Consider the following 3,137-nt stretch of genomic DNA (forward strand, 5'->3'; position numbering starts at 1 on the left):
CATTAAACAGCCGCTTATACGCTGAAAAACAACAGCAGCAAGTCAATAAGGTTCCTGACAGCAATTCAGCCCCCGCTATCGCTGCTGCTCGCGCCTCAAAAGTGGCTTTATCTGGCAGCTCTGGATATTGTGCCCGTTACGTACGTAAAGCACTACAATCAGCTGGTTATGAGTTCACTCCAAATCCTTCAGCCTATCAGTACGCTACTCGTGGCACACTTGAGAAAGCAGGTTTCAGCAAAATCAGCAATGATATGCCAACCCAAGTAGGTGATGTTATTGTCTATGATCGCTCATCAAAGCGTCCACATGGCCATATTCAAATTTTCGATGGTACAAATTGGATTTCTGACTTCCGTCAGAACAGCATCAGCCCATACAGTGGTGTCTATGCTTATACGACATGGCGCGATTCAAAATACGTGGATGACGCATCCGCATCAGATCGTAATATCTACCTTGCTATGAATGATAAATAAGACTTTCTAAGTCAGCACAACATAGTTGTTATTTCCTCCAACCCAGTAGGGCGTGTTGAACATTCACAAATAGTCTCTGTCAGTGCCATGGTTGAAGGTTCAACACGCCCTAGTGACTAGTGACTGTGCCCGATATGGTTATTCGCAGAGCTTTGCTGCTCTGATATGTCGCAGACCAATGCATCGCTATGGGCGCTGGTCTGCGGGTGTGACAAGCTTTCAACCTGAATGGTGGCGTGATGAATACCAAGCGCAAGCAACCCTTGCTCAAGATTGGCAATCAATACGCTGGCATCCGAGATTCTCATATCCCCATCGACCATCACATGGCAAGATAGCGCATTTAGCCCGCTGGTGATGCTCCAAATATGCAGGTCGTGGACTTGTTTTACTTGTGGATGGGCAAGCAGCTTGTCTTCCACATCTACCAGCGATATGCCTTCTGGCGTGCCCTCCATCAAGACATGTACCGAATCACGTACAACGCGGTAACCACTTACTAAGATAAGTACCGCGACGATCACCGACGCTGCGGCATCGGCCCAAACCCAGCCAAACCCCATCATCAGTAAAGCGGCGATGATCGCGGCGACAGAGCCCATCAAATCACTTAATACATGCAAGTAAGCGCTTTGCATATTGAGGTTGACAGGCTCTTTGGAATCATTGCTTTTATTTGCTTTTTCTTTATTTACTTTGTCTGCATTTGCTCCATGGCTGTGGGTGTGTCCATCGCTGCCGCTACTACCACGATGCATCAGCCAAGCGACCAAGATATTAACCAGCATACCGATGGTGGCGACGATTAGCATACCTTGGGTAGCAATCTCAGGCGGTGAGTTAAGGCGTTTGATCGCTTCATAAAAAATCATCAAGGCGATAATTACTAGCGTCGCACCATTGACGGTGGCCACGATAATCTCAAAGCGTTTATAGCCAAAGGTCTTTTGATGGGTGGCGGCTTTTTCGCCGATTTTAAATGCCATCAACGTCGCACCAAGGGCGATGGCGTCGCTGAGCATGTGTCCTGCATCAGAGAGTAACGCCAAGCTGCCTGTCAGTAAGCCACCAATCGCCTCGATAAACATATAGCCTGTGATGATCACAAAGCTAATCAGTAACGTACGCTGATAGCCTTTGGTATCTCTTGGTGCGGTGTTTTGCTCTAGGTGAGTGTCATGATCATGAGCGTCTTGATTGCCAGCAGTATAGTTACTATCGTTGTTTTTATAGACATCAATAGGCTCACTTGGAGGCAAATGCTTATTTTGCTTATGACTGGCATCTTCTTGACTCATAACGTTACTCAAATTTATTAAGACTTATGGTAAATAACTTCAAGGATTAATGATAAATCTAACATAGTCGAGTATTAGAAGCTGTAACGACGAGGTAAAAATGCAGCCAGTAAGCTATAGTCGATTCACTGCAAAAATGACATCGTGCTACTGGTATAAATTTTCCTTGCATGCTGTTATTACAGAGGCTGCGCAACATTCATTCCAGTAGCACTCTTCAATTTATCACCATGTTATTTTGAACTGACTAGGGCGTGTTGAACATTCATAATTTGAGCCAGATATAAGCACAAGCAAGAGCGACCGTATTTTCATAACTTTGCTTGAGCTTATCAAACCTGGTGGCAACCGCCCTATACTGTTTTAGTTTGGCGAAAGCATTTTCTACTAGATGCCTCGCTTTATATAAGTCCCAGTCCATATGGTCGTTAGAAGACTGAGTATTTCGTTTTCGAGGGATGTTATCCCGTGTCCCTGCTTGTTCAATATGCGCTCGTAGTGCATCAGAATCATAGCCTTTATCGGCACATAAAACCTCTGTGTTGCTCAAATTAACTTTGTCTACTAAGTCAGGTGCGACTTTAACATCGTGGGTCGTGCCATCTGACAAGATAAAGGTAATCGGATTGCCATGCGCATCTACTGCCAAGTGAATCTTGGTCGCGCGTCCTGCCACACTTTTACTAATGGATTGTAGGTTCTCATTGCCACCACTGCTGTGCTGATGCGCTTTAATATGAGTACCATCAATGAAGACCCACTCAAGGTCTGCGTCTTTGATTAATAAAGCAAACAGCGTAATCAGCTTATTACTACGAAACCAGCGCTGGTAAGCTTTATAGATGGTATTGGGCTTGCCAAAACACTCGGGTAAGTCGCACCAAGGACAGCCAACACGCATGCGATAAAGCACGCCTTCAACCGTTTGTCTAAGATTTCCTTTGTCATAGATATTAAGTTCTAGTAATATAGGTTTCAGTCTTGTCCAGTGTTCATCTTTGAGCATAGTGCGAGGCATAGCGAACGATATCTTTTTTGTGTGAGAACTTAAAGATTAACCGTTCGCTATTTTTTTTGCCATTAATTTATACCCAATGTTCAACACGCCCTAGTGATCTTAATATCATTGCTGGGTTTTTTTGTGCTTAACATCAGGGCGTATTTAACCTTTCATGATTTGATCCGTCAGAAATGAACACTACTGATATCATTACTCATGACAGGAGTTATCGACAAGCGCGTTTAAAATGCCACATGATGACGCTGGTGCACTACTTGCACATTTCTGGCGCAAAACGGTCAAGTGATGCTTTAAGTGCATCAGTTCTTCCATTCGTATTTCCACAGCATGAATGTGCTC

At 44.4% G+C, this 3,137-nt stretch carries 3 protein-coding genes; 1 reads left to right on the forward strand and 2 read right to left on the reverse strand.

Annotation, left to right across the window (positions count from 1 at the left end; all coding sequences use genetic code 11):
• The coding region (locus NJD71_RS13415; protein ID WP_319052402.1) for a CHAP domain-containing protein at positions 1 to 479 on the forward strand (479 nt) is incomplete at its 5' end.
• Between the two features lie 116 nt (positions 480 to 595).
• Here NJD71_RS13415 and NJD71_RS13420 read toward each other — a convergent pair.
• Positions 596 to 1,777, reverse strand: a complete 1,182-nt coding sequence (locus NJD71_RS13420; RefSeq protein ID WP_077448184.1) for a cation diffusion facilitator family transporter — start codon at positions 1,775 to 1,777, stop codon at positions 596 to 598.
• A 265-nt stretch (positions 1,778 to 2,042) separates the two neighbouring features.
• Positions 2,043 to 2,795 carry an IS5 family transposase gene (locus NJD71_RS13425; RefSeq protein WP_191114789.1) on the reverse strand — a complete coding sequence of 251 codons (753 nt, stop codon included), beginning with the start codon at positions 2,793 to 2,795 and terminating at the stop codon, positions 2,043 to 2,045.
• Positions 2,796 to 3,137 lie beyond the last annotated feature (342 nt).

This window comes from Psychrobacter sp. PP-21 (genome assembly GCF_033790785.1).
In the GTDB taxonomy this organism is placed as follows: Bacteria; Pseudomonadota; Gammaproteobacteria; order Pseudomonadales; family Moraxellaceae; genus Psychrobacter.